The sequence below is a fragment of the Alkaliphilus peptidifermentans DSM 18978 genome (genome assembly GCF_900101495.1).
Classification (GTDB): domain Bacteria; phylum Bacillota; class Clostridia; order Peptostreptococcales; family Natronincolaceae; genus Alkaliphilus_C; species Alkaliphilus_C peptidifermentans.
In genome coordinates this window covers 37,208-62,101 of the sequence record NZ_FMUS01000010.1, presented here as the reverse complement: position 1 = coordinate 62,101, position 24,894 = coordinate 37,208, and the positions used below count along the sequence as shown (strand labels likewise).

General features: G+C 32.0%; 36 protein-coding genes. All 36 read right to left on the bottom strand.

Annotation, left to right across the window (positions count from 1 at the left end):
- Positions 1-10: 10 nt before the first annotated feature.
- Positions 11-400: a RidA family protein gene (locus BLP68_RS08785; RefSeq protein ID WP_091542569.1), complete on the bottom strand. Its 390-nt coding sequence runs from the start codon at positions 398-400 to the stop codon at positions 11-13.
- A 117-nt stretch (positions 401-517) separates the two neighbouring features.
- Positions 518-1,405, bottom strand: a complete 888-nt coding sequence (locus BLP68_RS08780; protein ID WP_091542566.1) for a PHP domain-containing protein — start codon at positions 1,403-1,405, stop codon at positions 518-520.
- Between the two features lie 135 nt (positions 1,406-1,540).
- Positions 1,541-2,230: a hypothetical protein gene (locus BLP68_RS08775; protein ID WP_091542564.1), complete on the bottom strand. Its 690-nt coding sequence runs from the start codon at positions 2,228-2,230 to the stop codon at positions 1,541-1,543.
- Between the two features lie 121 nt (positions 2,231-2,351).
- Positions 2,352-2,792, bottom strand: a complete 441-nt coding sequence (locus tag BLP68_RS08770) for an NUDIX domain-containing protein (RefSeq protein ID WP_091542561.1) — start codon at positions 2,790-2,792, stop codon at positions 2,352-2,354.
- Positions 2,793-2,981: 189 nt separating this feature from the next.
- Positions 2,982-3,302 carry a hypothetical protein gene (locus tag BLP68_RS08765; protein ID WP_091542560.1) on the bottom strand — a complete coding sequence of 107 codons (321 nt, stop codon included), beginning with the start codon at positions 3,300-3,302 and terminating at the stop codon, positions 2,982-2,984.
- Positions 3,303-3,377: 75 nt separating this feature from the next.
- Positions 3,378-3,839 carry a GNAT family N-acetyltransferase gene (locus BLP68_RS08760; protein WP_091542557.1) on the bottom strand — a complete coding sequence of 154 codons (462 nt, stop codon included), beginning with the start codon at positions 3,837-3,839 and terminating at the stop codon, positions 3,378-3,380.
- 33 nt (positions 3,840-3,872) lie between these two features.
- Positions 3,873-4,319 (bottom strand): hypothetical protein, encoded by a 447-nt coding sequence (locus BLP68_RS08755; RefSeq protein ID WP_091542553.1) that lies wholly within the window; start codon positions 4,317-4,319, stop codon positions 3,873-3,875.
- Positions 4,320-4,353: 34 nt separating this feature from the next.
- Complete coding sequence (locus BLP68_RS08750; RefSeq protein WP_091542550.1) at positions 4,354-5,211, bottom strand: GNAT family N-acetyltransferase; 858 nt, start codon at positions 5,209-5,211, stop codon at positions 4,354-4,356.
- 199 nt (positions 5,212-5,410) lie between these two features.
- Complete coding sequence (locus tag BLP68_RS08745; protein ID WP_091542548.1) at positions 5,411-5,851, bottom strand: hypothetical protein; 441 nt, start codon at positions 5,849-5,851, stop codon at positions 5,411-5,413.
- A gap of 121 nt (positions 5,852-5,972) precedes the next feature.
- The gene (locus BLP68_RS08740; RefSeq protein WP_091542546.1) at positions 5,973-6,272 is read right to left on the bottom strand and encodes a hypothetical protein; all 300 of its coding nucleotides are present in this window, start codon (positions 6,270-6,272) and stop codon (positions 5,973-5,975) included.
- Positions 6,273-6,303: 31 nt separating this feature from the next.
- Entirely contained in the window at positions 6,304-6,447 is a 144-nt protein-coding gene (locus BLP68_RS21725; RefSeq protein ID WP_176758941.1) for a hypothetical protein, read from the bottom strand.
- A gap of 166 nt (positions 6,448-6,613) precedes the next feature.
- Positions 6,614-6,949, bottom strand: a complete 336-nt coding sequence (locus BLP68_RS08735; RefSeq protein WP_091542543.1) for a cupin domain-containing protein — start codon at positions 6,947-6,949, stop codon at positions 6,614-6,616.
- Positions 6,950-7,054: 105 nt separating this feature from the next.
- On the bottom strand, positions 7,055-7,633 hold the full coding sequence (locus BLP68_RS08730) for a hypothetical protein (RefSeq protein ID WP_091542542.1): 579 nt from the start codon (positions 7,631-7,633) through the stop codon (positions 7,055-7,057).
- 51 nt (positions 7,634-7,684) lie between these two features.
- Positions 7,685-8,488 (bottom strand): putative periplasmic lipoprotein, encoded by an 804-nt coding sequence (locus tag BLP68_RS08725; RefSeq protein ID WP_091542539.1) that lies wholly within the window; start codon positions 8,486-8,488, stop codon positions 7,685-7,687.
- A gap of 163 nt (positions 8,489-8,651) precedes the next feature.
- Positions 8,652-9,209 (bottom strand): hypothetical protein, encoded by a 558-nt coding sequence (locus tag BLP68_RS08720; RefSeq protein WP_091542537.1) that lies wholly within the window; start codon positions 9,207-9,209, stop codon positions 8,652-8,654.
- 81 nt (positions 9,210-9,290) lie between these two features.
- Positions 9,291-9,656 carry a hypothetical protein gene (locus BLP68_RS08715; RefSeq protein ID WP_091542534.1) on the bottom strand — a complete coding sequence of 122 codons (366 nt, stop codon included), beginning with the start codon at positions 9,654-9,656 and terminating at the stop codon, positions 9,291-9,293.
- Positions 9,657-9,886: 230 nt separating this feature from the next.
- Positions 9,887-10,255, bottom strand: a complete 369-nt coding sequence (locus BLP68_RS08710; protein WP_091542530.1) for a VOC family protein — start codon at positions 10,253-10,255, stop codon at positions 9,887-9,889.
- A 98-nt stretch (positions 10,256-10,353) separates the two neighbouring features.
- Positions 10,354-10,665, bottom strand: coding sequence for a hypothetical protein (locus BLP68_RS08705; RefSeq protein ID WP_091542528.1), 312 nt, complete (start codon positions 10,663-10,665; stop codon positions 10,354-10,356).
- Positions 10,666-10,766: 101 nt separating this feature from the next.
- The gene (locus tag BLP68_RS08700; RefSeq protein ID WP_091542525.1) at positions 10,767-11,045 is read right to left on the bottom strand and encodes a hypothetical protein; all 279 of its coding nucleotides are present in this window, start codon (positions 11,043-11,045) and stop codon (positions 10,767-10,769) included.
- Between the two features lie 176 nt (positions 11,046-11,221).
- Entirely contained in the window at positions 11,222-12,178 is a 957-nt protein-coding gene (locus tag BLP68_RS08695) for a hypothetical protein (protein ID WP_091542524.1), read from the bottom strand.
- A 323-nt stretch (positions 12,179-12,501) separates the two neighbouring features.
- Positions 12,502-13,251 carry a dienelactone hydrolase family protein gene (locus tag BLP68_RS08690; RefSeq protein ID WP_091542521.1) on the bottom strand — a complete coding sequence of 250 codons (750 nt, stop codon included), beginning with the start codon at positions 13,249-13,251 and terminating at the stop codon, positions 12,502-12,504.
- Between the two features lie 84 nt (positions 13,252-13,335).
- Entirely contained in the window at positions 13,336-14,163 is an 828-nt protein-coding gene (locus BLP68_RS08685; RefSeq protein ID WP_091542520.1) for a nitroreductase family protein, read from the bottom strand.
- Between the two features lie 96 nt (positions 14,164-14,259).
- Positions 14,260-15,102 carry a prenyltransferase/squalene oxidase repeat-containing protein gene (locus tag BLP68_RS08680; RefSeq protein ID WP_091542517.1) on the bottom strand — a complete coding sequence of 281 codons (843 nt, stop codon included), beginning with the start codon at positions 15,100-15,102 and terminating at the stop codon, positions 14,260-14,262.
- A gap of 189 nt (positions 15,103-15,291) precedes the next feature.
- Positions 15,292-15,573 (bottom strand): hypothetical protein, encoded by a 282-nt coding sequence (locus BLP68_RS08675; RefSeq protein WP_091542515.1) that lies wholly within the window; start codon positions 15,571-15,573, stop codon positions 15,292-15,294.
- Positions 15,574-15,689: 116 nt separating this feature from the next.
- On the bottom strand, positions 15,690-16,112 hold the full coding sequence (locus BLP68_RS08670; RefSeq protein WP_091542512.1) for a VOC family protein: 423 nt from the start codon (positions 16,110-16,112) through the stop codon (positions 15,690-15,692).
- 376 nt (positions 16,113-16,488) lie between these two features.
- On the bottom strand, positions 16,489-16,836 hold the full coding sequence (locus BLP68_RS08665) for a DUF4181 domain-containing protein (RefSeq protein WP_091542509.1): 348 nt from the start codon (positions 16,834-16,836) through the stop codon (positions 16,489-16,491).
- A 23-nt stretch (positions 16,837-16,859) separates the two neighbouring features.
- A complete protein-coding gene (locus tag BLP68_RS08660) occupies positions 16,860-17,315 on the bottom strand; it encodes a pyridoxamine 5'-phosphate oxidase family protein (RefSeq protein ID WP_091542506.1) in 456 nt (151 codons plus the stop codon).
- A 222-nt stretch (positions 17,316-17,537) separates the two neighbouring features.
- Positions 17,538-18,395: a Nif3-like dinuclear metal center hexameric protein gene (locus BLP68_RS08655; RefSeq protein WP_091542504.1), complete on the bottom strand. Its 858-nt coding sequence runs from the start codon at positions 18,393-18,395 to the stop codon at positions 17,538-17,540.
- A 207-nt stretch (positions 18,396-18,602) separates the two neighbouring features.
- Positions 18,603-19,376 carry a Nif3-like dinuclear metal center hexameric protein gene (locus BLP68_RS08650; RefSeq protein ID WP_091542501.1) on the bottom strand — a complete coding sequence of 258 codons (774 nt, stop codon included), beginning with the start codon at positions 19,374-19,376 and terminating at the stop codon, positions 18,603-18,605.
- A gap of 130 nt (positions 19,377-19,506) precedes the next feature.
- The gene (locus BLP68_RS08645) at positions 19,507-19,941 is read right to left on the bottom strand and encodes a GNAT family N-acetyltransferase (RefSeq protein ID WP_091542499.1); all 435 of its coding nucleotides are present in this window, start codon (positions 19,939-19,941) and stop codon (positions 19,507-19,509) included.
- A gap of 280 nt (positions 19,942-20,221) precedes the next feature.
- Positions 20,222-20,671 (bottom strand): hypothetical protein, encoded by a 450-nt coding sequence (locus tag BLP68_RS08640; protein WP_091542496.1) that lies wholly within the window; start codon positions 20,669-20,671, stop codon positions 20,222-20,224.
- A gap of 142 nt (positions 20,672-20,813) precedes the next feature.
- On the bottom strand, positions 20,814-21,314 hold the full coding sequence (locus tag BLP68_RS08635; protein ID WP_091542493.1) for a DUF4431 domain-containing protein: 501 nt from the start codon (positions 21,312-21,314) through the stop codon (positions 20,814-20,816).
- Between the two features lie 565 nt (positions 21,315-21,879).
- Positions 21,880-22,323 carry a DUF5680 domain-containing protein gene (locus BLP68_RS08630; protein WP_091542490.1) on the bottom strand — a complete coding sequence of 148 codons (444 nt, stop codon included), beginning with the start codon at positions 22,321-22,323 and terminating at the stop codon, positions 21,880-21,882.
- 110 nt (positions 22,324-22,433) lie between these two features.
- Positions 22,434-23,045, bottom strand: a complete 612-nt coding sequence (locus BLP68_RS08625) for a DUF6273 domain-containing protein (protein ID WP_091542486.1) — start codon at positions 23,043-23,045, stop codon at positions 22,434-22,436.
- 318 nt (positions 23,046-23,363) lie between these two features.
- Positions 23,364-23,897, bottom strand: coding sequence for a phosphoglycerate mutase family protein (locus BLP68_RS08620; RefSeq protein ID WP_091542484.1), 534 nt, complete (start codon positions 23,895-23,897; stop codon positions 23,364-23,366).
- A gap of 176 nt (positions 23,898-24,073) precedes the next feature.
- The gene (locus BLP68_RS08615; RefSeq protein WP_091542481.1) at positions 24,074-24,820 is read right to left on the bottom strand and encodes a class I SAM-dependent methyltransferase; all 747 of its coding nucleotides are present in this window, start codon (positions 24,818-24,820) and stop codon (positions 24,074-24,076) included.
- Between the last annotated feature and the right edge of the window lie 74 nt (positions 24,821-24,894).

Here is a 24,894-nt window from a genome sequence, read left to right as displayed (position 1 = left end):
ATAAGAGAGACTAGATGTCAGAGGATCCCCATGCATCAATTTCAACTTTAAATGAAGGATCTGCTAATGCGGTTACATAGAGCATTGTCATACATGGCATGTGGCCATCAAAAAATTTTGAAATAATTTCCCTTCTTTTTAAATTATCCATGTCTCCAACAAGATAAAATACTACTTTTACTAAATCCTTAACTTCCATATTAGCAGCTTGTAGGTTTTTTTTAATATTATCTAGAGCAATCTCAATTTGATTTATTGGATCGTCTGATACGAACCCCTTTTCATCTTTTCCAAGCTGTCCAGATAAAACTAACCAGCGAGTATTTCCAGTCACCTCTATTTGATGAGTATACGCAGCAACTGGACTATGAATATTGCTAGGGTTTCTAAATTCTTTCATAAAATCTCTCCTTCCAAATCTATTGTTTATTTATTATTAATACTATCACTCGCGTCACTTTTCCTTTTCGATTTCGCCAATTAAACCTGCTTTTAATTAAAGTGAAGGTTTAAAAGATCATCTATTTAATACCCCTTTTAATGCAGCTATAATACTTTCTTCATTATTCTCGCAGTTGGAGTATCCTATTGATATACTTGGTTTTGTTTTTCCATGAAAGTCGCTGCCACAGGTTAAAATTAACTTATGCTTTAGAGCGAACTCTTTATAAAATAACACTTGATTTTCGCTATGGTAGCTACTGTAAACTTCAATACCTTTAATACCACGTGCAATAATATTTTCTAATAAACTACTATTTTCCTTAAGGTTGTTTCCTGGATGGGCTAAAACTGGTATGCCCCCATTTTCTTCTATAATTTTAATTGCTTCTTGCAAGCTAATAAATTTAACTTCAGTATAGGCGGGCTTACCCTGTGAACAATAATCCCAATAAAAATTAACGTAAGGGTTATCACTTCTAGAACCATCTTCATAGTAGGGCTTAAGCAGCGGGTTTGCATGTTCCTTATCAAATTCCATAGCTGCTTCAGCAATCATCTCACCAGTAACTATTCCATTCTTAGATAAGCCTGCTATAGTTTCATCTGAAAAATCAATTCCTAACTTACGAATCAATTTTAAACGTTTTTGAGTAGCAGCTTGTTCTTGTAATATAATTTTTTCCTCTATTTCATTAAATATTGTGCTGTGATAGTCTATTCCATAGCCTAGCACATGGAGATTAACGTTATCAATAGTGCAGTCCATTTCTACAGCTGGAATTATTTCAATATCTTTATCTTTAATATATGATTTAGCTTCATCTATGGCTTTTACGCTATTATGATCAGCAATAGAAAAATACTTTATCTTTCTATCTAAACATTTATCAACAATTGTTTTAGGATCAAACTCTCCATCATTACTATATGATGAATGTATATGTAAATCTATATAACTCATTGTCAAACCTCCTTTTTTTTATATTGCGATATTTCTAATATTAGTTAAGCGCCCTCTTGAATACTTGTTATACGAAGTTTTACTATAAAGCTACTGCTCAAATTAAAATTCTATCGATAACAAAGTGATGAAATATTACTCATCTATACTTTTGTAATATCTTACAATTAGATCCCTTCGTTCTCCTGCTAATCCATTTTGCCTTGCTATTAATGATATGTTTGTGTCTTGGGTACTCCAAAACACTTCTATTCTTAGATTATCTTCCTCCGGCATACTGATTTTAGAAGGTTCTCCATATTTATTTACTAGATTTTTATACCACATAATAATTTCATCATTATTGGTTTCATTATCCTTGTTATTATTAATGTAATTAGCTAGCTTTATATAATCTAGTTCAAAATCCATATTTTTATATTTTTCTTTTTTTTCGTCTAATTCGTAAATTTCCTTCATCGACAAGTTCAGTGGATTATATTTCTCTTCACCTTTATTCTCCAACAGTGCATATTCAATTGAATAAAGCTTCTTATTATTAAAAAAACCATATGAAATATATCCTTGTATTTCTCCATATATAATGTTCTGGAAGACCATATGATCATTTTCTCTTTCCAATCCCCTTACATTTAAAAGGGTCTGTATGTTATTTGATTTTGAGTTTAGTTTTATAATATCCTCCATACTTGTTTCCCAGTCTATTGTTTCTAGATAAAACATGTCCATATTGCTATAGTCATCCAATTTATTAGAGCATCCACTTAATATAAGTGTAATGATTATTAACATCGTCAAAATAAAAATGTAATTCTTTAAACTCATTTAAATCCTCTCCTATTATAGAGTTTCTACGTATAAAAAGTGTCCACCAGCACCCTTGAGCTTGTTTATATATCTGATAGTTAAAAAACATCTCACCAAAATTCAATTAATAGTATGTATATTAATAATTATAAATAATTTCAGCTTTATATTTAGAGGCTTCTTTGTTTCTTAATTCTAATAATAATGTTTTAACAAATCCACCTAATTCGTAATTATCTACTTCGCTTAAATCAACCCACTTATATTCTTGTGCTTCTTCGTTTAAAGTAACATTATATGAATCTGTTTTACATATATAATCAATGAAGATAAAATGCTTTTTTTCATGAAAAGCTTTATTATAAACACTTTCTTTTATACTAATCAAGTTAATATCATATATTTCCAAACCAGTTTCTTCTAGTATTTCTCTTCTTAATGCGTCCTCCATACTTTCTCCCATTTCAATATGACCACCTGGAATTATATATTTGTCATTCCATTTATGAGATTTACATAGAAGTATTTTATTATCAGGATTAAAAATTATAGCCCCTACAGTTGGTTCTGGGTACTTCATCATTATGCTCCTTTCTAAATACCTGTTGAATACTATTTTTAATTGTTTTCATTTACTTTTTTAAATTTTTTATACTCTACTTTTGGCCATGGATTCCATACAGCCATTTTTTCACCTCTTGATCTAATAATATCTATGTGACTAATAACATTATCTTCTACTCTATATAGATATAATACTAATTAAGTGTCAATTCTTTCTAATTAAGAATTTTCTTCTCTGATACAAGTGTCCTCCTGTCATGAAAATTGTACTTATAATTACAAGTGCAATACTTACTGTGTTGCTTCGATGAAAGGTCTGAAGTATTCCGATAAAAACAAAAAGTGTCCCTTGAATAATTATTCCTAAATGCCTATGTTTAATAAGACGTGCCTGATCTAATATAATGAATTTTTTTGAATAAGTGTCTACTATTCCTTCATCAAATGATTCATCTCCAAAGTATGATATTAATCCCCACAGTATAGCTATTATTCCAACACCAAATGCAGACCAACCTACATCCACGTTATCTCTCCTCTCAAAAGAAATGATAGAACCACCTAAACCATAGCTTGTCATCAATGAAAAAATAACTAGAAGCTATAGTTTTAGTTCCATTTTTAAATCTGATTCTATGTATTTGTTATTTATAAGAGGAACTTCTTTAAAATCAAATCTCTTATACAGCTCTATGGCTGAAGTTAATATATGACTTGTATAAAGGATTACTTTTTGGGCATTTTTTTGCTTCGCAACATATAAGCATTTTTCCATTAGTTTTTTCCCGATTTTTAACCCTTGATACTTTTTAGTAACAGCTAGTTTTGCTAATTCAAATGTATATTCATCAACTCTTATTAACGATACTGTTCCTACTATTTCTTCATTGAACTTTGCAAAGAATATAAAACCACCATTATCTAATATGACCTCTTTAGGATTATTTAGAATAATTTCATCCTCTGGTTCTACTGATACATATTCTTCAAGCCATTCATATGAAAGCCTTTTAAAATCACTATGGTATTTCTCTTCATATTCAACGATTTTTACTTCCCCCACATTCCATTCCTCCTTTTATAACTACTCATCATATCAATCTTCATCATCTTCAGTTACACCTTTTGTACTTTCTGTTACTTGAGGAATAGCTCTAACATGCCCCTGTTGGGCATCCCATATCAGTTTTTCTCTATCCTTGTCTTTAAAATAAACATTTTCTATATTTGTGGAATCTACTGATATCGTTATATTAAAATTACCCAAGCGATTGATAAATCCTAAAAATGTATTATGCTTTACCCCTATGTAAAGGTTATTATCCTCTATCTTATATGTATGTCCTACATAAGCTGGTGCACTGCTTCCTATTACTCCCTTCATGCGAACCAAACCATCCTCAACAGAAACAGTTTCAGCATAAAGGGAGCTAGGAGAATTGCAGGCAGAAAAACCAAAAATCCTCCAACCATGCCTCGATATAACAAATATAAATGTAATTGCCACAAAAACAATTGCAGCAATCTTGAAAAATTTCTTCATTTTGTTCTATCTCCTTTTCTGAAAAAATTCTGTGTTATAAAAGTTTTAAAATCATTTCATATTGACCTAATGTATATTCAAATCCTAAGCTAAGTAAAAATTCTTTTGTAGATTTAGACTCATGGTCTACGTTAAGAAGACCTACTCTATATGCTTCAGTATTATTTAGCAAATCTGTAACGATACTCCTTGCAATTCCTTTACGTCTATAATTCTTATTTACTGCTATTTGAGGAATATCTCCTGTTTTTTTATCGATAATGCCATAACCTACAATGGTATCGTCAAAATGTATAATAGAATGTATAAATGTATCTGTTGCAGCGTTGATTGAATCAATTGAATTTTGCCATGATGGTTTATAATCCCAAAATTTTGATAATTGTTCCCATGTTGTAGAATTGATTCTATCCACATGTTGAACTTTGTATTTTATCATTGGCTTATATTTATTCTTATCTAACGAAAAGCAAGACAGATTTCTTGTAGTCACGAATCCTTGTTTTGTGTAAAGTTCAACTGCAGATGTATTAGTTTGAATTACTTCAAGTAAGTATTGCTCTACTTTTTTTTCTTTAATCAACCCTCTAATATTTAATAGCATGGCACTTGTTATTCCTTGTTTCCTATACTCACCTATAACACCTGTCCCTATATCATAGAAAGTTGGACTTCCATCCCAGTTTCTAAATCCATTTAAAACAAACCCAACTAACTCCTCATTTTTAAATGCACCTAGGGAAATGCTTGATACATAGCCTCTTCTTCGGAGCATTTGTTGAAACTTCCAAAGAGGCATATCAATTTTAACTTGATAATCAGAAAATGCACTAATGAATGCTTGATGTAGTATTTCAACATTAGTATTTTCAAGCGTTTTATAAACAAACATATTTTTCTCCCCCCGCCAATACTTTGTTCTCATTAAGGGTATGTGTTTCCTTAATTAATTGTTAAGCTTTTTCAGTTTAGTTTTGATAAACTAATTAATCTTTACAAGGACTTCCGTTTCTTCAAAGCCGTGATCACCATCTCCATATTCATCTAAAAACTCTGGAAGTAAAAATTCTCCATAATTTGATTCTTTTATATTATTCCTTCAGCTTAAAAGGTACGGTTCTTAAAGCTGAAACGATTATAATTACAATAAACACAGCGAAATCCACTGCTGCTGGATATTGAAAAATAAGTGAAACTATAGAATAGATTACAAAAATGAAGGTGGCGATACAAAAGACTATAAGATGTTTATATGCAAAAGCTCTTCTCTCTTCCTTTGTCGCCTGCTGGGCCTCTTTATGGGTTATATAATTTATATAGTAGACTCTTTCTGTTTTATAAATCATTAATAGCAAACTTATAAAATAGAAACTAACAAAGCAAAGCCAGAAAAGTGTGGTTACCTTAGAACTAAGATTTAAATCTAATCTTATTAATAGTACACTAAATATACCAGCAAGGATAAACAATGAAAGTAACCAAACAGTTAATAGCCTATAGGATTTTACTAAATTTTCATTATCCTTGTTCAACTGAGTAATCTCCTTTCTTAACTAATATTATTAACCATCAAAAAATCATTAAATTAAATTTTATACTCTTACTTTTATGGTGGTTGATACCCGGTGAAGTAATTTGACATTGCTTTGCTATTCAGTCACGATATATAATCAAGGTAAATGAATTTAGTATAATGGTAACGATGAGAAGAACTGATGCTACCAACGTCACAGCACCCATTGTGTCCATAAGTGCAGACCAATCAGCAATCTTAATCAAATGAAAGTTATAGAATAATTGAAAATATAGTGAAATAGCACAAGCACTGATGCTCAGAATGGAAAGAGTCACCCAGTTCCTATTTTCATGCTTATATCGCATAATGTTAATAACAGGAAGTATCCAAGCAATTAGGCCAAGTACCAAGCTGCCAAGATTAAGCAAACCCATCATAATTTAACCTCCTTCTTAATAATACTAAATCTCAATAGGTAATCTTACCTGGTTCCTCATCAAGCTTCATTACCAGTGCTACTCTCCTACCATGGGATGTAGTGTAACCAAATCTCTTGAATACCTTTTTCAATCTTTGATCCGGAGGTCTTTTCTTTAAAAATTCTCTTTTCATAAAAGTCTCCCTCTATAATATTTCATGCTTATAAATAATTACCTCAACATAAATATATACTCTTTTAAGGGGTAAATGTCTGACATTATTATGTAAAAAAAGACAGGAGCAATCCCTACCAAAACGGTTTGAAATTTTAACTTAATATTATTTATCATAAACTCAATTATCTTTTTACATTGTATCTATCCTTTTGATTAAAAAATGTCATATCTGCATATCCGGCAAATATTTTGCCTGAATGTTTTATCCCTTCAGGAATAAAATATCTATCTCCCTTGGAAAATGTATTTTTCTTACCATCAATTATTAACTCAATCTTCCCCTCAAGAACTAATCCCCATTGTCCTTCATGGGAATGCTCTGGTAAATCAACATCTTCAGCAAAACTCATGAATATAATTTGATGATTTGGTCCTTGTGATAGGTACGCCTTAACTCCCTCGATTGGAATATCAGCCTCGGGTAAATCAAGAATTGGCTTAGGAAATAACGTCGACATGTTCTAACTCCTCCCAACTTATAATATTTAAATTTTTAATGCGGAACCTCTACGCTTTTCTTCTCATTAAATCCCATTTTATCCCTCCATTCAAAGCCAAGAGTATCATTTAAAAACTAAGTCTGAGTATACCATGTAATGGTCAATCCAATCGCCAAACTGAGAACTTAGCCTTCCATGTTCAATATCATCCCAAGTAACAGTATTGTCATCTACTAAAACATAATAGGTGTACTTGGAAAAAATTGCGGTTGCACTTTTGGGACGTCCTTCATATTTCATCAGATAATTATATTCTTTAGAAAGCAATTGTCCCTCTTCAAAGCCCTCGATGATATATTTTTTTCCGTCAAAGCTCAAATCCTTAATAAAAAGAACTGGATAATCATCTTTTATTTCTTCATAAAGCTCCTCTGAATATTGTGACGAATCGCCAAGTGTATAATAGAATGCTAGTCTAACTGTAGAAGGTTTACCATTTTCTGTCGCTACAATAAAATCATTCCATACAGACTGGCCATTAGTAATATCACCATTTTCAAAAACAACACAGTTATCAGACTTTGCATCATCAAGGCTATAGCTGTCAGGTAGCTGATTTAAAGAATCTTTCGCTACTTCATTCTTTGAACATGCTGTTACTAAAAATACAAGCAATAGTAAAATAATTACTGTTCTTCTCATTGAATTACACCTCTCCTTTTAGACTCATTATTGTTGATTTTCATTTTAGTGTTATTGCAGAAATATCTGGAGTATATTTTCTTCTTCAATTGGCGACTGTATTCGGTACATAATAACCGTTTTAGGCAATAAATTCTCATCATATTCGTAGTCGAAGAAGGCAGCAAACAGAGTATTTACTTCACCATGCCAAATATTATATTCAATTGTTTTATCGCCAACATTATTGTATTCGTAGCTAAAGGTCTTTATTTTTATTCCGTTTCTCTCAACGATGACTTTGATCAAAAGATCATTATCATAATGGAAGGTACTTGAAGTCATAATTTCTCCCTCTTCTGTAATTACCTTCAATATCTTATCATCGTCATCCAGGTATGCGGTTGAGATATAGGATATGCTGCCGCTTGAACTGTAACTTGTTTGTGTCTCAGTCTTATTTTCATAAGAGTACTCTGTAACTGCTTCTAAGCCACCTTTAGAAACCGTCCTCTTTTTTATAAGCAGATCATCTTCATAATAGTAATAGCTAGTAAGTGATAATTCGTAATTTGAGTACATTCTATCTTCGATTAATAGATTATTCTCATATAGATATTCAATACGCGTTTCAGATCCATCACTTGTGGTGAATCTTTCTAGAACATTGCCATTATCATCGTATTTATATGTAGTCTTCGTGACTGATATAATATCATAAGAAATTCCATCGATTTCTACTTTCCCATCCTTTATGACTTCTTTATATGTAGAAATTTCATTATTTAAAATACTCTCTTCATTATTCGTGATTATTTTCTGGCTACAACCAGATAACACAAACAGAATAATGAAGGCTAACAGTTTTTTCCTCATAATAAAATCTCCCTAAAATTAATATCATATTTCAATGCACATCTTTATACTGATGTTTGCAGAATATATTGTGTGTAGACGAACTATGTTTCACTCAAATATAATATGAGCCGGACCTCAAAATAAGCCGTCTTGGCGGAGCTTCCCTCCAAGGTTCCATAGGCTAGCTTAAGCCTCCCCAACCCTGATATATTTGTACAACTCTCCCATTTACTATTTTAAATGTAAAACCCTGTTTAAATCCATTTTTTAAATCTTCTTCCATGAGTGTTAAAAATTTTTCAGTATCTATTGGTGCCCTAGCAAATTGACCTACCATATAAACAGTACAATTCTCAGCTAATTTTATTTGGATATTTTCTTGGGTATCTGCTAGCTCTACATCCAAAATTACTTCTCTCGATTTATCTAACCCAGTTATGATTCCATATACTGTTTCAAGTCCATCAACTTTATTTAATAGGTCTTCTATTCTATTTAAGTCAAAAGTAGTTGCAATTATAAACTGATTTAAATTTTCATCGGGCATTTCAAGTTCCATGTTATTAATCCTTTTTTCAATATTAGTAATTTTTTCTATTAGATGGTTTTGCGTAACTTTATCACTTTTCATTTCTTCAACGGTTGTATTTAAGTTGTACAGATTATTACTTAAAAATAATATTAGAATAATCAATACTAATACTATAGTAGGTGTAACTAATGTTAATTTTTCCTTCATGTCTTTATCCTCCTTTTTACCCCTACTTCACTATGGCTGCGGAATAATTTTCAATGAACCTCCCCCTAGCGTCCCTGAAAGTTAACCTCTTTTACTAATTTCATCTGTTATTAATGATTTTGATATATACATTGCATTTATTATGTTCTTACAACGGGTGTACTGAGAGGTACCCTCTGCAAATTTTAGCTGTGCTTTTTCACATTTACTTATAACTGAAGATATGGGGCGCAATGCGTCTATCAATTCTTCTTTTGCATGTTTGTTCATAACATTTTTATCTGTAATTAATGATTTTGAAATATACAATGCTTTTATCCTATTTTTAAGGAGTGTGTGCTGAGAGGTACCCTCATCAAATTTTATCTGCATTGTTTCACATTTACTGATGGTTGAAGATACAACTTGTAGCGTTTCGGCCAATTCTTCTCTTGTATATTTGTCCATAGCATTCACCTCAAATTTATGTTATTAAGTTTTTTTATTTGTAAGGTCGAACCCATCTTTTAATATAATAATTTACATATGAAAATAATTTGGCATAGAAACAATGTACATTTTCCTATAATTTTCTTTTAACCATATACCTTAAAACTGTTTTTAATTTTTTAGGTTCAACTTTTCTCGCATCTGAAAGATATATTTCTCTATATCTTAGAGTTTTGATGGAGCTTCACCTATTCAAATAAGCACCAGCTCACTCCGAATTTGTCAACAAGACCAAACATAAATGGACTATAACTTACAGGCCCCAATGGATATTGAACCTTGGCATCTTCTTTTAAAACTTCATATGCTTTATGAATCTTGTCCACATTTCCTTTACCGAAATGTAAGCAAAACTGCATTATATTGCCAGTTATTTTCTTTTCTTCTCTTGATTCTGACAACGCCAATATTTGTCCAAATACATCTAATTCAGCATGCATATAACTTCCATCATCATTTTTATATTCGCTTATCAATTTCGCATCAAAAGCTTTTTGATACAATTGAACCGCTTCAGTACTCCCCTTAACATACACCTGCATCATTGATCTTAACATCCTTACACCTTCCCATTATATAAAATTTCTGCATTTAGTTTTTACTCTTAGACATGTTAGTTGATGTCACAACCTCAATTTATTAATATTTACTATAGCTATGAATCCTTGTTTTTATTATACTTTTCTATAATAATTTCAAATGCTCTTAAGAATTTATAGAATGCTTCGCATACCAGCTTAAATAAAACTAAGATAATAATAGGTACACCGTGAGTTTGAATTTTAAGCATCAAAAGATGAAACTGTAATTCAATAGAGTCTGGTAGTAAGGTTCCTTCTTGTGCCTTTGAAATATACAAAGAAAAACTGTACTTGTTTAGTATAAAAATTAAAAAATATACTAATCCAGTAATGAAAATTCCGTTAATGATATTTACTGCTTTCATGTTTCCAATTTTAAATTTCATGATGATCCCTCCATTAAATAGTGCTTATTATAAAATCGGACTTCAACATTTTATTAATACCTACATTTACAGATCGCTATAGTTTTTGAAATGATATGGTTTTAACTGTGTTTTATTACTCCATTATCAATTAGAAACTTTACGAAAAGACAACCAATTGATATAAAAATAGTCAGAGTTAACACCATAAAAAATTGATGGTTTTCTGTTGCCCACATCCATAGTCTATCATTTGTCCATGAATTAAATCCCCAAAACTGATATCCTTCGGTATAAAACAGAAAGGCCCATGTTAGATATACCTTTGATACAATTAGCCCTATAACTACACTCCAAAAACTTCCCCATAAATACCAAATTTCCTTCGAACTTTTCTTCATAATATCGTCCTCTCCTCTTCACCCTTTACTCTATAACGTTACTGTTTTTGAACCACCATATAACATTATCACATAATGTTCCTGTGTTTACGACGTCCTTGCACCAGACCTTAAAGCTTCACCGTCATGGCGGAACTTCATTTCTAAATTCTCTAACATACTTTACTCAAATAACTTTAGTCATATATATTTGATAACAAAATTTGCATCCTCACAGTGCAATCTATCTTTCTATTTATAGTTTTTCTCCATGAATTAGATAGTGGGAAATACATATTATCTTTAACTGATTGCTCCATATCCCAAAATCCATCTCCCGATAAATTTTTATTAATCCACTCAACTAGATGCTTACATTTAGATGAAATTAGACTATAACTACTTAATAGCTCAAATGCACTAATATATCTGCTTGCTTGTTTTGAACAATAATTATCTGCTAAACTTTTAAGGTTATTATCATAAATATAGTAGATGCCTTTTTCAGAATTAATTATATAATCTAAGAATTTAGATTCAATGTCGCTGGATAAGACCCTAGATAGTAAAGCCACAACATAAAAATTTTGAAATCCCCACATATATTTCTTTTTTGGCGACTTATGTATTTCATAATAAGCTTCTTTATAATACTCCTGGTTATACTCTTCTTTAGAAAATGCATAAGTTATTATTTTTGACCAGTCTTTCGCTATTTCCATAGCTAAAGTATTCGATGGATCAATTATTATCATCCATGTTGCAACAAATAATCTAGTTAACAAATCCCAATCATGTTTTTTTTCTTTATAATCTCTTAAATCCACTTCTCTCAGTAAATATTTCTCCATATAATTATAAGCTCTTTTAATTTGCTCATCATCCTTGTCTAGACCCAAGATAAGTAATCTTCTTAGTGCTTGTTCTGTTGTTATAACAGACTTGGAAAACCGACTCATACTATGAAATTGACCCCATGAACCATCGTCCCATTGGAGGCTTATAATTTCTTTTACCCATTTAGTCTGTAAGACGTCCCTTTTAGCATTTACTAATTCTATGTTATCTGATTTTAGTTTGAGGACATCTCTCATTAAACGATATTTGGGAACAGGATCTATATCGATTTTTATTAATTCTTCTGCTGTAATCACATATTTTCCTCCTATCGAATAAAGCTTAGTAGGTACTTATGCCATATTTTTTTATATGTTCCTTCTGAAACTTTATTTCTTCTTTTTCTTCAATACTATCTAAAAAACTATTAATAACAAACTTTTGCTCATGATATATGGTGTTTTAAATCCAAACTACCATAAACTGTTAATTAGTCTTTATTCTATTTAAGCATATTATTGATTGAAGAAAAAGAGGTTTATTGAAAAGCCTATTAATATAGGTTGGCAGGAATACCCCTTGGCGGCGCTAGCATCCCTGTGGGAATGGCTAGTTAGACGCTTTAAATTGTGATTTGCATTTAAAGATTTGCTATTAACCATGTAATTAAATTCTCTAACATACTTGTGGTAACCCTGTGGTTAACGTTACTAAATTCTATTAGCTGTAATTTATCCTGATGGCTTGTGTAAAGTGATCTCATTCTATCAACAAATTCTCTCTGTATTTCAATAGGTATAGATGTATCTTCTACTCCGTGGAAAATTGAAATAGCTCTCCCTTTAACTTTTTCTTCATTTGTCATTGGATCATATAACTCTATTTCATCTTTATAGATTTCACTCAAAGGCAAGATATTCATTTTTATGCATTCTTGCCAAGCAAAGGCTCCATTAAATCCAGACAGACATTTTAAGTAGTTATGCTTAATGAAAACTCCCCCAGCTGTTATTGCTCCCATCGAATCTCCTATTACACCTATCCGTGTTGGGTCAGCATCATGTTTTTCTATTGCCATCTTTATAAGCACGTCGGATTCTTGAATACTCTTAAGCATTATTTCCCAAATATATTTCACGCTATATTCTATTGATCTTCTTTCACCATGGTATAATGCGTCAGGGACAATCACTTGATAACCAAAACAGGCAATTGACATTGCTTGAAATCTGATAAAATCTTTATTCGAGTGGGATCCATGATAATAAATAACTGTTGGTAGTACTCCAGTATATTTTTTTGGATTAACCCTTAGGTATGGAATATCACCTGCTTTTTCTTCTGTAATCATCACAAATGCATTTTCCTGTTTAAATATTGACCATTCCATCTACGCATCTCCCTTTATCTTTATTCTCGATTTGTAATTTTTAAAAATCAAATGAGCTTCAATAGAGCTTTCAAAGTGCACGTACTACCATTTTTCATAATGTACTTTTGAAAAATCAAACCTTTCAACCGCACCCTTGTCTTCCTCTGGATAACCAAGTGCTACGATAGCTATAGGAACTATTTTTGTTGGCAACTCAAATATTTCAGTTAAAGATTTAGAATCTTTTGTTCCTGTATGTAATCCGCACCATACTGCTCCTATTCCTACTCCATGTGATGCTAATAAAATGTTTTGAACTGCAGCTGAACAGTCTTCCAATATAAAGTCATTCATTCCTTGAATATTTTTATCCCCACAAATAACTATGCAACAGTCTGCTTCACTTATAGGTTTATGATTAGAATCATTTCCAGCTAATCTTTTCAGTATTTCTTTGTTTTTAACCAAAATAAAATGCCAGGGTCTTTTGTTCTTAGCAGAAGGGGCACAAAACCCAGCTTCCATAATGGTATTCAAAACTTTTTCATCAATTGATTTTTTTGAAAATCTCCTTATGCTTCTTCTAGTTCTTATTGCTGTCAAAACATCCATACTGCTCTTTTCAATTTTTTCAATAGGAGTTTTAACATTTTGATCTACAGCTATATTATCTGCTTCCATAGTTACATGTAATGTATCACAGTCGTCTATGCCAATCTGTTTTTGTAGTTTCTTATCAATTACAAGTATATAGAATCCATTTCCCTTTGAAATAAGTGAACTTCTATATGTATGACCGTTTAAAGCACCCTGCACTTTTATTCTTCCTTTTCCGTTAAATTCTTCAGCTGCATTAAAGGGAACTTCAATATATGTTAAACCACCTTTTTTGTCCGGGCTTACTATTTTTGCTTGAAATTCGCGTTTCATATTTTCACCGCCTTAATGTTTTACTTTACTATATAATAAATGAAGAAAAATCCTTGGTGATTGCTTATTAGCTTATAGGCAGGAGCATTTTCAGACTTATTCTTTAGCTATACCAAGGTTTTTTAAGATTTCGTGATAGTGTCTTGTTGCCAATGCGCTTGGTTCACCTTTTCTACAGAAAGATAACTTGGCCAACTTCGGAACAATGCGTTCAACAACAATCTGACCATCCACCATTTTTGATTCCAGCACTTTTAAGGCTTCCAGAAATCGGTTGTCCTCCTTTGCGCGGTCATAAAAGGATAACACATAAACATAAACAAAAAGATTATAGTTACGGAAGGGATATTCAACCTGCATGAACAATGTGCCCATTCCGTAATGACATGGACCAATCGGTTTTCTGATTACCCAATGATCAAGTAAGAAATCTACAGCCCTGTCTAGCGCTGATTCTTTATTGAGATAGTCACTAAATCGGAATGCATTCAAGACTGTAAGTGTTGGGAATGGGTTTGAATACTGAGTTTCTGGACCACGACCAAAGCTAAACTTATTGCAACGCCAACCGCCATCGGTGTATTGGGTATCTAAAAGGTGTTGGAAAGTTCTCTGCAATCTAGTATCGTAAGCATATCCCATGTGGCAAAGAACATTGGCAGCGTTAGCGGTATGGCATGGGTAAATAGACCCTTTCGGATACAACCTAAAACTTCCGTCTGCTTTCCATATACTAAATATTAAGTCGGCACACTTTTTAAGTAAAGGATCGGTGGGTTCCACACCCAATTCCAACAGATAAAGTACGCAGTCTAGAGTGGAGAAAGGTGATCCCTTTATTAATCTCTTGTCTGGTGTAGTCCAATAGTCTGCACCATTATCATACCTATGTGATAATATCGCTTCAAAATCTGATAAATATTGTTTGTCTATAGCCATTTCATCTCCTCCAATACTTAATGACCTATGCCTAATTACATATTTCGCATAGGTGAGAAAAACCAAGTATCTACTCTTGCTTCAGTTTTATATTAGCTTCATAATGCTCTTCATTGAGTTTCACTACTTAAAGGCCTTTTTACTTTCATCTATCTAGCTCCTTTAAAGTCAATTTGTCTACTCCTGAAGTTACTTACCTTTAATACGTAAAATACCGCCTATTATAATACTAATTGGTGTAAGAAAAAGAAAAATAAGTTCTGTTATAGCAGTATCAGTCAGAAGTACAATCGCAGTTGGTAGAATTAATCCTAAAACACCTGCTATAATCAGCAGACGAGGGTATTTGGTTAAATTTAAAATAGGTCTTGGAATTCTTCCTGTACCAATATAATGTCCAGGATTATATTGATTTTGTTGCCATTCATTTAAATCCTCCATATCCTTTAGAAATTTATCATCTTCTTTCACTCAATCAACCTCCCGTCAAAGCTCTTATAATTGATACCACCTCAATTATGGATACTAAGTATTCTATCTCAGTACCGTCTTGCAAGCGCAATAAAAACATCAACTGTAGATTTAGTTTATTTTACTCGTTGAAACATTGGGTGGCTTTCTTTGAATTGAACTAAATCCCACAGATTTCCATATAAATCTTTAAATACTGCAACGATACCATAAGATTGTTCTTTTGGTTCTCTAACGAACTCAATTTTTTTTGCTAACATATCATTATAATCTTGCCAAAAATCATCTGTCCCAAGGAACAGAAAAATTCTTCCTCCTGCTTGGTTTCCAATAAAAGAAACCTGCTCTGGTTTTGAAGCCTTTGCAAGTAATATCGTAGTTCCAGATGAGCCTGGTGGTGATACTACTACCCAGCGTTTATCTTGTTCTGGTTGATAGGTATCTTCAATTAATGTAAAATTTAGTTTCTCTGTGTAAAATTCAATAGCTTCATCATAATCTTTAACAACCAAAGCAATATGTACAATAGATTGAATCATTTAATTAACCCTTCTTTCTTTGTAAAATGTTGTTAAACTACGCCCTTGTTCTATTATGACCCCTATGTCGTATAACGATAACGCATGTATCTCAGATGCCTCTGAACTAGACCTTGCTACAATTGGTAGTATCCTGTTACAATATCTAGTTTTTTCTATACTCCACATATTCATGATTTCATTGTGTTATATGAAGTATATAATTCAATTAAACAAAGTCTTACAGTAACTTTTCTCCCAGGAAAGAAAATATTGTTTTATCACGTGAGGACAGATTCTTGAGGATATAAATCAGCACATCCATCTTTTTCCTTAATAATGTATTTATAAAACTACAATTAATTGTCATGGTTCTACTTAATTACCAAATATAATTTCACTTACTTCGTAAGAACATATTTATTAATATTATTAGCACTAAAAATCTGCTGCCATTTAAGATGCTTAAGATGTATGTTTTTGAATTTTTTTCATATTTCCATTCCATAAAAGCACGAAATCCAAATACTACAGTTGAAAATATAGGTAAAAAATACTGCCTTAACATACTAATAAAATAAATAATTATTATTAATGATATAATTAGCGTTATTTCAGACCATTGATGGATTTTATTAACAGGCTTGTAAAAACCCTTTTGATTTTTAATATCAAACTTCTTTATAATGGGTTTTTCTATAACTGTAAGAAATATTAATAAAGCAGTTAAAATAATATATATCATCTAATCCCCCTTCGCTTGTTTTTTCACATATATTTACAAGTTCTAAACTTACCTTCAATCCAAAATGTTGCCTCTTGGGTTCGAAACCTTAATAAGTAGCACTTTGGGTCTACAATGCCCTTCTTGAAAAATTTTCTGTCACAATCATTTTCAAACTCTCTTTTCTCATCCATATTGGTTACTATTTCAACATCGCCAATTAATGTTACACTATCACCACCAAGATAATAGCATACACTGGCTTTTGTATTATTTTCAAAATGAGTTGCTTTACCATTTATATGAGACCTTTTTGATGTAATGAAATAGATTTCTAAGAAACCGTTATTTCTGATTTTTTTTATGGCACATACACGGGGGTATCCCTTTTCATTAATAGAAGCAAGTGTTACAACTACACACTTTTCTAGTATTTTGGAAGCCTTTTCTTCAATTTCTTGAATTCTTTCTTTTTGTATTTCACTAGCTTTTTTCACCATAGTTTTATTTCTCCTAATAAGAATTTTCTATACTACACGTATTATATCAATTAAAAGTTTTTGATAGATCTGCTTGCCACCCAGTGAGAAGGGTGCTGTACAGTGATTTCAGAAATCTGTAAGATTCATACTTTTTCGCAGTATAAAGCAACTTATAATCCATCAATTACAATTGTTATATGGAGTGGCAACCTTCTTCTACATTTTCAACTCTATATTTAATTATATATAATACTTATTTTCGTAGTATGTAACTGAATCTATAAAACTTTTGAAGTAATCTTCAACCAATGCCTTCATAGCTAGAGATTCTGTCTGATAATGGCCCAATCCAATAATATTAATCCCAATATTCTCAAGCTGTTGAAAATAATTTTTGTTTCTACTAATACTGTTTTTACCTTTAAATTCAGATACTCCTGTTATATATGTATCTACTCCTAAGTCTTTGGCCATTCTTATTATTTCAATAATATTGCCTCCCCCTGGAGAACAGCATATTTTTGTGGGTTTTATATCATTAAACTGATAGAACACAGCTTTTGATGATATTTCACTAATTTTATCAAACAGATCATCTATACATCTTCCATAGTACTCACATTCAACCTTCCCTCTTAAACCCTTGTACTCATATGAAAGTCTTCCTTCTACAACACACATCAGCTCTTTCGCCAAATAAAAAGCCGTTGAATACTTAGGATGAAAATCTAGTGCCATGTGACAGACATAAATGGATATTCTATTTTCTTTTAGTGTATCTATATTATCTGAAATAGCATCCTGCCAAGAATAATCGAGTATTTTTTGATAATATGGATGATGAGTAAAAATAAGTATATCTTTCTTGTTATTTTCTTTAATAAAGGTAAACATGTCCTCAGTTATAAAAGTAGTCGTCAAAACCTCACTTATCTCATCTGCGAAATCTATCATCAACCCACAGGCGTATTCTTGATAGTCAGAATGAATGTAATTTTGAATCTTATTAGTATAATCCTCAAATGTAGTCCACACATCATGGTACATATAGATTTTGAAGTCCTCATTCAGTTTTTGAATTAGTTCAATCTTATTCATGTTTACCCTCCCAATTTTAAAGAATAAATTGGAAATCCTTCTTTTACCAGTGGTAATCGTACCAGCGTCCAATCCAAATCACTCTTCATTAATATTTCTAATTCTTTCTGTTTATCTATCATCATTTTTGAAAAAATGCCCCCCTTGGGGGTGCTTGCACCCAGTGAGAAGGTGTAGCTCCTAAGTGGTCGGTTAGTTCACTGGCTTCTACTCTAACTTCGGTTTTATATTAGCTTCATAATGCTCTTCATTGAGTTTCACTGCTACAAGTTCTTTTATACTTTCATTCAACTTCATTGCTAAACTCTCAATTCCAAAGAATTCTGTGAAAGTATGACTCCCAATGATAAGATTTATCCCTTTAAACTTAGCATATTGAATGGTATACAAATTATATTCACCTGTAATGTATACATCACACTTATTTTCAACTGATTCCCTAAGACAAGTTGTTGGACCTCCATTACCACAGACTAAGCCTACTCGCTTCACCTTTTTCTCATTAAACTGCCAAAATTTCACTGGTTCTTCAAGTAGATCTTCAATGTTTTTTACTAATTCATAAAATCCAATTTCTTCATCATATTCTGCGACTCTACCAAAATATAAACCTTCCCACTCATGGGTTTTTTTTATAGTTTTAAAATTTAATTTCTTTAATAGACTATCGTTTGTTCCAAATTCGCAATCATCAAGTGGTAAGTGATTATAGTAGTGACTTATACCATACTCTGCTAGCTTTTCTATACACGCCTCTTTTAATCCATAGATTTCATCCCATGCATCGTGGTGTGTGACCATCATATCAACTCCATGAATTCTTGCTTCCTCTATAGTTTCAAGGGTTAAGTTAACACAATATCCTAATTTTTTAACTTTTTTATCTGTATGATATGTAATCCCAGACTCGCTAAAATAGATTTCCTTATTCGTAACATCAAAAAGATCATTAATTTTTTCAACAATATATGTAGCATCCATATATTTACCACCTCAATTTCATAGTATTTTAATTCTCTAGCCTAGTTAAATCCACCACATTCTTGATATACTGATATGGAACTATAATTATGAAATCTTTTTATATTCTGAGTTTCAACAGAGAATATTTCTATATTTCCTTATACATAAAAAGCACATGTTCAGCATCTAAAAACCCATTTTTTCGGTAAAAGTTAGGTGCAGGTGTATAACGAGATGTTGATAATGTAAATCCAGCTAAGTTATGCTCTTTAATATAATCTTCGACTTTACTAAGCATTTTTGTTCCATAGCCTTTCCTTTGAAGTTCAGGAGATATAAACATTTCGTCAACAAAAACCTCATTATTGTTCCACCAGATCTTTTCATGGCAAAATATAGCTCCTTTAATTTCTCCATCTAACCACAAAGTATATCCTATGAACTTTTTACAGTCTACATAATCCTTCAAATAGCTTTTTGCTGTCTCCAAAGACCACCGACACTGCCATAAATCATTGTTATATACTGACATCATAATTTCTGCACATGCGGTCAAATCACTTAACTCAAACTTCTTTATCATACTATTTCCCCTTTCACTTTATATCAAATTAACTATATTGGCATTCTGAAATTGTTTAAAAGCTTTTTAATAGCCCCAGACACTATCCATGATATCACTATTTCCTATAACGTCTCCGTGTTTTCGACGTCATCATTATCCAAGCCAAAATGTTGCTAACCCTATGTTATATGCTGTCCCGTTGACTCTAAATTTTTTGCCCCCACTAAACCATTGTTTTTTGTGACCTATAGAATAGATAATGGGTCTTAATTACAAATGTAACTAGACTTTGGTCTTACTAATAATTAGCTGCTGATTTTATAAAAGAATAAACTTTCTCATCTAGTGTAAATATCAAAGATTCTATTTCTTTACCATCCTGATATTGTCGTATTCCATACGCAGCCATTATTTGAGCTCCATTATCAAAGTTCATAGTTATTGCAACTGCATCAGTAGTACTAAGGTCCTTATCCTTATTGTATTTTCCTTGCAGATTTTCTTCAGAGCCCGTTATTTCAAAAGTACCATCTTCGTTTAAAATAGCGAAAATATCCTCTTTTTTTCCGTTGAAATCATCATATTCCTTGTAAGCTTTTCCAATAACTAGGACTTCTCCACTTGTATCAGAAATCGTTTCTAAAATCCATTGTCCTTCAACAGATGTTGACAATGATTTTGTTGTACATCCAATAAAAGAAAGTATAGCTATAACTAAAATGATACTCAAAAATATTGCTTTTTTCATTTCTCTTCCTCCTCGTATAATATAAATAATCTTATATTATATAAGTTCCTTTGTACTTCAATATAAAACTTTGAGTTTTTCATTAATCTACAATATGCTTTTATGTCGACTTCACCATTTTCCAGATTTGATTGTTTAGTTGCTAGTCCCAAATTTCATCTACAACTATCAATACTTCAGTATAGTGATAGCCTGTTAAAGCTGAGAATAATGTTCCTTGAACTTTAACATACTTGTTTTTATATATCCTTGCCATATCCATATAATGCTCCCCTCTTAGTACTAGTTGAATTTCTAAAACATCAGATATACATGAATTAAACTCATCAGTATCTTCTGCAATAACATCTATAGGATCATCTAGCTGTAAAATAAGTTGATATCTTTGTTCATCATTATCAGGGTCCTCGCCATATCCCGGAGGTCCGTAATACAATCTGGAAATTAGTGTGCCTTCAATTATTGAAACATTTGGTTCAAAATAATATTCTTTTACAACCTCTGAGTCTACTACTTCTCCAATAGCCAACCCAACTTTTTCATTTGATTCGTTAGATTCTATTTTATCGTTTTTATTAACATTACATGAGCATAATACAAAAGAAATAATGACCAATATAAAAAAAACGCTTAATTTTCTCATGGTGTAATTCCTCTCCCTGTTTCAATAAAAAACACGTAAATAAAATTCTTTTAACAACTTGCTATCTTTTATATTTTACCATAATTTTGAACAAAAGTTTATTTGTTCCTTATACCGACACGCTATTTCAACTATTGAATTATCAAAGCTTTATAAAATAGATAATGCCTCTTATATTTTACTAAAAAACAAGACCCTATGAAGAGCCTCAGATATTGTATTTCAACCATTAAACATAATTCATTGGATGTGTCTGATAACGTTCCCGTGTTTTCAATGTCCCTGAGCCGGACCTAAAAGATGCCCGCCTTGGCGGTTCTAACCCACTATTGATATCATAAAACTTTTCTATTAAACACCATAATATTCTGCTAATGCTTTCAGTACTGAAGTTTCTCTGTTTACCCAATGATTTTTATTTATTGTTTCATCTTTAAGTAAGCACTCATTTTGCTCTATTGCTTCATCAATGTTAATCCAAATAGGGCAGAATTCTATTTCTGCTTCATAATCGTCAAGTTGTGGTATTTGCTACTAGTTACTCCATCCTTAACTATATCAGTAACTAAATAATTAAACCTCCATGAAAAAAGCATTCATATACTTTAATTTCATTCTTAAATATTTCTTCGTATCCATTGAACCATTCAAAACTTCCATTAACAGAACATCTATATTCAAAAACACCTCTTTTGAATTCTCTTGGTCCTCTAAATGGTATATCCTCTGGTACATTCAATAGAGCTTCCTTCAAGAAATCCCCTTCAAATGTCTCTGATAAAACTCTACCACAATAGTTCATTGCCCAAAGTGGGGTATTATTCTCCCACAAAGCTTCTTCTCCAGCGAATTGATGTCCACCTAAATAGGTATCAATATACCTTAATTCAGCTTCTTCATAATCCAAATCATGAGACTTTGGTCTTGATGATTTAATTTCTGCGCCCTTACCAGCATAAGTTGCTTTCTTAGCTCTTATTAAGAATTCAATGGTTTTCTTATTTTTCATAACATTCTCCCCTTAAACATAGTCTAAAAATGCTCTTATATAAACTTCTTCTTATCTGCTCATCTTTAACTCCTTCTCTAAATTTTGTCATTATAGCATGGCGAATTATACTAAAGCTTCAGCCACAACGCGGGACGAACTCCACCGCTGTTATCGCCTGTTGAAGGATGAATCGTGTTGCTGTTGTAGCGGAAGGTGCCATTTCCCTGAATGCCTATATTGCCGTCGCCGTGGATATATACGGCTCTTCTATTGTCACGCCCGGACGACCTAAGCCACCACCACCATACATACCCATCGAATGTCGCTCTTCGTTTGTTGTTGTTTTTGTCTTTCCTTTGAAACCAGTATCTTTGTTTAGCACTGCGGTTTTCAAGGTTTTTGCTGCTGTCACCGAAATATTTGCACACTACTTCTTCAATGCTTAGAAGATATATGTAATCCCGAGTATCTTCTCCGCCTCTTGAACCGTACCACTGATTATCATGGTTTTTGTTCAATACTGAAATGATTCTTGACTGTTCGGCTGCTGTGAATCTGTTATAAAACTCTCCGTTAAGATATTTTCTTAAGGAGCAGTCTGCCCATGTCACATCACCAGCGTAATTATTATAGGGGTGTTGTTCGATCATGTATTCAGTTATAATCAATACCATATTGTTTTGAATGTCAAGCACTCGCCAATCGTAACAGCCAAATGATATTTTATCTCCTACTTGCATATTTACCTCCCATCCCTTATATAAATAAACTCTTGTTCTTTTTCAAAATGTTTATTCTTATAACATAAGGATTGTCGCAGATTGCGTTTTCTCAGGCTTTTTGCCCTATAGTATAATTCCTTTTAGTTTATTCTTGTAAAACTATGATGTTTTATGATGATAATCCATAATAATTCCTTCTTCTCTGACAAAATGTCCATAACCAATGGGTTCCCCTTTTAATCTAGGAAAAAGTTGAAAATGCAAATAGTTCCTCTTACCATCACAAATGGTACACATATACACTTTTCGCAACATTACTACTATAGGAAATCTAATTCATTTTTCAAAAATATATATTACTCCATTTCTTACATTTTTAATTATATCTCCTTGAAACCCTCTTCTTACAAGTTCTTTTTGAAATGAATAAATTAAGAGTCCGTGACTAACAAGTAATATATTTATATCCGCTTTATCATCAATATTATCTAAAAACCCGTTTATTCTTTTTTCAGTTTGTTTTTTACCCTCAATTTGGGACTTATGTGAAAATGACCATGCTACTCTCCCACATATACTCCAAAAGATGTAAGGTAATTTTAGATTTGTTTTAAATACTGGGTATAGTGGAATTTCTCTCAATTCCGGCATTGTTATGACTTCGCCATTAAATATTGCTTCTGCCGTTTTTAATGCTCTCGGCATATCACTTGTATAACATTTATTCCATTCAACATTACTAATCTCTATTTCATTCTTAATAACATCAGCATTATCGTATAAAACCACCCACTCTTGAAAACCATTTGATGTCATAAATTTTGCGGGTATATTATTCACTTTGAAATGTCTTATTAATCCTATTTTCATTTCTATTCCAACTTTTCCTCAGTAATTTTTTAAAAATTTCAACATACATCTATCTCTTGTTGGGGTCTCATCAGACGTCTCCGTGTTTCCTATGCCTTCCAACTGGTCCCCCACTTGGCCCTTCTCCCTGGTGGAACTTCGTTCCCGGTGAAGGGATGTTGTGCCTCAATAGTCCACTACTTTTTCTCGGTAATCCAAAATCGGCAATCTACTGAGTATTCTTTAATTCTTTTGTTTTCGTCGCATATCTCAGATCTTAACATCGTTTCTGTCAAACTCAAGCCTGCTTCAGTGATAGTATGAATGATTTCGTCTTTTGTTGCAAAATGAATATAGTATTCTAAATTATCTTTAGTAAAAATTGAATCCCCATATTCTAATAACCTTTTATCCTGTTTTCCTTCTTCCCATGTTTTTTTATAATTTTTCCAGAAATCCTTAAATTCTTCTACTCTGTCCCTATCCTCATGGGTAGTAAAAATAAACTTAGACCCTGTTTTGATTATTCTTTTAATTTCAGTCATTGTCTTTACTCGATTACTCATTAAAGGTATGTGCATGATACCATTAAAAGAGAATAGTGCACTATCAAAACTACTATCTTTATACTTCAACTCAAGAGCATTTCCTGTCTCAAATTTAATAGAAATCTCTCTTTCTTTTGCTATTTCTATTGCATTCTCTATGAGGTTTTCTGATAAGTCCACACCAGTTATATTTGTGTATCCTATCTTATATAATCCAAAAGTCGTTCTTCCAGCTCCACAGCCTATATCTATGATTGAAGAATCCTCAGTAACATACTTTTTAAATAGGATTCTTTCTGATTCCCATAATCCAATATCATCAATGTCTAAAACATATTTTCTTACTGCATTATGATGATTATAAGTAGATTTTACATGTTCTAGTTGGTCCTTCATTTTGCCCCCTCCTCTTTTGGGTTTTATCCCACCACACGATGTGACGACTTTATGCGTGTGATTTTATATAACGT

What these genes read in the sequence shown, in the direction of transcription:
- BLP68_RS08785 (WP_091542569.1), bottom strand. Translation starts at nt 400, where the DNA reads ATGAAAGAATTTAGAAACCCTAGCAATATTCATAGTCCAGTTGCTGCG.
- BLP68_RS08780 (WP_091542566.1), bottom strand. Translation starts at nt 1,405, where the DNA reads ATGAGTTATATAGATTTACATATACATTCATCATATAGTAATGATGGA.
- BLP68_RS08775 (WP_091542564.1), bottom strand. Translation starts at nt 2,230, where the DNA reads ATGAGTTTAAAGAATTACATTTTTATTTTGACGATGTTAATAATCATT.
- BLP68_RS08770 (WP_091542561.1), bottom strand. Translation starts at nt 2,792, where the DNA reads ATGAAGTACCCAGAACCAACTGTAGGGGCTATAATTTTTAATCCTGAT.
- BLP68_RS08755 (WP_091542553.1), bottom strand. Translation starts at nt 4,319, where the DNA reads ATGAAGAAATTTTTCAAGATTGCTGCAATTGTTTTTGTGGCAATTACA.
- BLP68_RS08750 (WP_091542550.1), bottom strand. Translation starts at nt 5,211, where the DNA reads ATGTTTGTTTATAAAACGCTTGAAAATACTAATGTTGAAATACTACAT.
- BLP68_RS08740 (WP_091542546.1), bottom strand. Translation starts at nt 6,272, where the DNA reads ATGATGGGTTTGCTTAATCTTGGCAGCTTGGTACTTGGCCTAATTGCT.
- BLP68_RS21725 (WP_176758941.1), bottom strand. Translation starts at nt 6,447, where the DNA reads ATGAAAAGAGAATTTTTAAAGAAAAGACCTCCGGATCAAAGATTGAAA.
- BLP68_RS08735 (WP_091542543.1), bottom strand. Translation starts at nt 6,949, where the DNA reads ATGTCGACGTTATTTCCTAAGCCAATTCTTGATTTACCCGAGGCTGAT.
- BLP68_RS08730 (WP_091542542.1), bottom strand. Translation starts at nt 7,633, where the DNA reads ATGAGAAGAACAGTAATTATTTTACTATTGCTTGTATTTTTAGTAACA.
- BLP68_RS08725 (WP_091542539.1), bottom strand. Translation starts at nt 8,488, where the DNA reads ATGAGGAAAAAACTGTTAGCCTTCATTATTCTGTTTGTGTTATCTGGT.
- BLP68_RS08720 (WP_091542537.1), bottom strand. Translation starts at nt 9,209, where the DNA reads ATGAAGGAAAAATTAACATTAGTTACACCTACTATAGTATTAGTATTG.
- BLP68_RS08715 (WP_091542534.1), bottom strand. Translation starts at nt 9,656, where the DNA reads ATGGACAAATATACAAGAGAAGAATTGGCCGAAACGCTACAAGTTGTA.
- BLP68_RS08710 (WP_091542530.1), bottom strand. Translation starts at nt 10,255, where the DNA reads ATGTTAAGATCAATGATGCAGGTGTATGTTAAGGGGAGTACTGAAGCG.
- BLP68_RS08705 (WP_091542528.1), bottom strand. Translation starts at nt 10,665, where the DNA reads ATGAAATTTAAAATTGGAAACATGAAAGCAGTAAATATCATTAACGGA.
- BLP68_RS08700 (WP_091542525.1), bottom strand. Translation starts at nt 11,045, where the DNA reads ATGAAGAAAAGTTCGAAGGAAATTTGGTATTTATGGGGAAGTTTTTGG.
- BLP68_RS08690 (WP_091542521.1), bottom strand. Translation starts at nt 13,251, where the DNA reads ATGGAATGGTCAATATTTAAACAGGAAAATGCATTTGTGATGATTACA.
- BLP68_RS08685 (WP_091542520.1), bottom strand. Translation starts at nt 14,163, where the DNA reads ATGAAACGCGAATTTCAAGCAAAAATAGTAAGCCCGGACAAAAAAGGT.
- BLP68_RS08680 (WP_091542517.1), bottom strand. Translation starts at nt 15,102, where the DNA reads ATGGCTATAGACAAACAATATTTATCAGATTTTGAAGCGATATTATCA.
- BLP68_RS08670 (WP_091542512.1), bottom strand. Translation starts at nt 16,112, where the DNA reads ATGATTCAATCTATTGTACATATTGCTTTGGTTGTTAAAGATTATGAT.
- BLP68_RS08665 (WP_091542509.1), bottom strand. Translation starts at nt 16,836, where the DNA reads ATGATATATATTATTTTAACTGCTTTATTAATATTTCTTACAGTTATA.
- BLP68_RS08660 (WP_091542506.1), bottom strand. Translation starts at nt 17,315, where the DNA reads ATGGTGAAAAAAGCTAGTGAAATACAAAAAGAAAGAATTCAAGAAATT.
- BLP68_RS08655 (WP_091542504.1), bottom strand. Translation starts at nt 18,395, where the DNA reads ATGAATAAGATTGAACTAATTCAAAAACTGAATGAGGACTTCAAAATC.
- BLP68_RS08650 (WP_091542501.1), bottom strand. Translation starts at nt 19,376, where the DNA reads ATGGATGCTACATATATTGTTGAAAAAATTAATGATCTTTTTGATGTT.
- BLP68_RS08645 (WP_091542499.1), bottom strand. Translation starts at nt 19,941, where the DNA reads ATGATAAAGAAGTTTGAGTTAAGTGATTTGACCGCATGTGCAGAAATT.
- BLP68_RS08640 (WP_091542496.1), bottom strand. Translation starts at nt 20,671, where the DNA reads ATGAAAAAAGCAATATTTTTGAGTATCATTTTAGTTATAGCTATACTT.
- BLP68_RS08635 (WP_091542493.1), bottom strand. Translation starts at nt 21,314, where the DNA reads ATGAGAAAATTAAGCGTTTTTTTTATATTGGTCATTATTTCTTTTGTA.
- BLP68_RS08630 (WP_091542490.1), bottom strand. Translation starts at nt 22,323, where the DNA reads ATGAAAAATAAGAAAACCATTGAATTCTTAATAAGAGCTAAGAAAGCA.
- BLP68_RS08625 (WP_091542486.1), bottom strand. Translation starts at nt 23,045, where the DNA reads ATGCAAGTAGGAGATAAAATATCATTTGGCTGTTACGATTGGCGAGTG.
- BLP68_RS08620 (WP_091542484.1), bottom strand. Translation starts at nt 23,897, where the DNA reads ATGAAAATAGGATTAATAAGACATTTCAAAGTGAATAATATACCCGCA.
- BLP68_RS08615 (WP_091542481.1), bottom strand. Translation starts at nt 24,820, where the DNA reads ATGAAGGACCAACTAGAACATGTAAAATCTACTTATAATCATCATAAT.